The 411-nt window shown below is 63.7% G+C and carries 1 protein-coding gene; it reads right to left on the minus strand.

Annotated features, from left to right (window positions below):
• Positions 1–411: glycerol kinase (locus JSS27_09495; GenBank protein ID MBS0209175.1), on the minus strand; the 411-nt coding region annotated here is incomplete at both ends.

Genomic DNA, 411 nt, shown 5'->3' on the forward strand with positions numbered 1-411 from the left:
CGACGAGCGGACCTCGGGCAGCATGGCTTGCGGCACGGTGAACAGTTGCAGGAGTTCATCGTCCCAGGCCAGCGAATGAATATCGAGCAGCAACGTCCTGCTGGCGTTGCTGACATCGGTGGCGTGGACCCGCCCGCCGGTCAGCTTCCAGATGAGCCAGCTATCGACCGTGCCGAACAGCACTTCACCACGCTCGGCCCTTGTTCGCAGCGTCGGATCGCGGTCGAGAAGATGCTTAATCTTGGTCCCCGAGAAGTATGGGTCCAACAATAGGCCGGTCTTGCGCCGCACCAGCGGTTCGGCCCCTGCGGCCTTTAATTGCTCGCAAATCGGGGCCGAGACGCGGCTTTGCCAGACAATGGCCGGCGCTACCGGACGGCCCGTCGCGCGATCCCACAGCACCGTCGTCTC

It is taken from the genome of Planctomycetota bacterium, from assembly GCA_018242585.1.
In the GTDB taxonomy this organism is placed as follows: Bacteria; Planctomycetota; Planctomycetia; order Pirellulales; family PNKZ01; genus JAFEBQ01.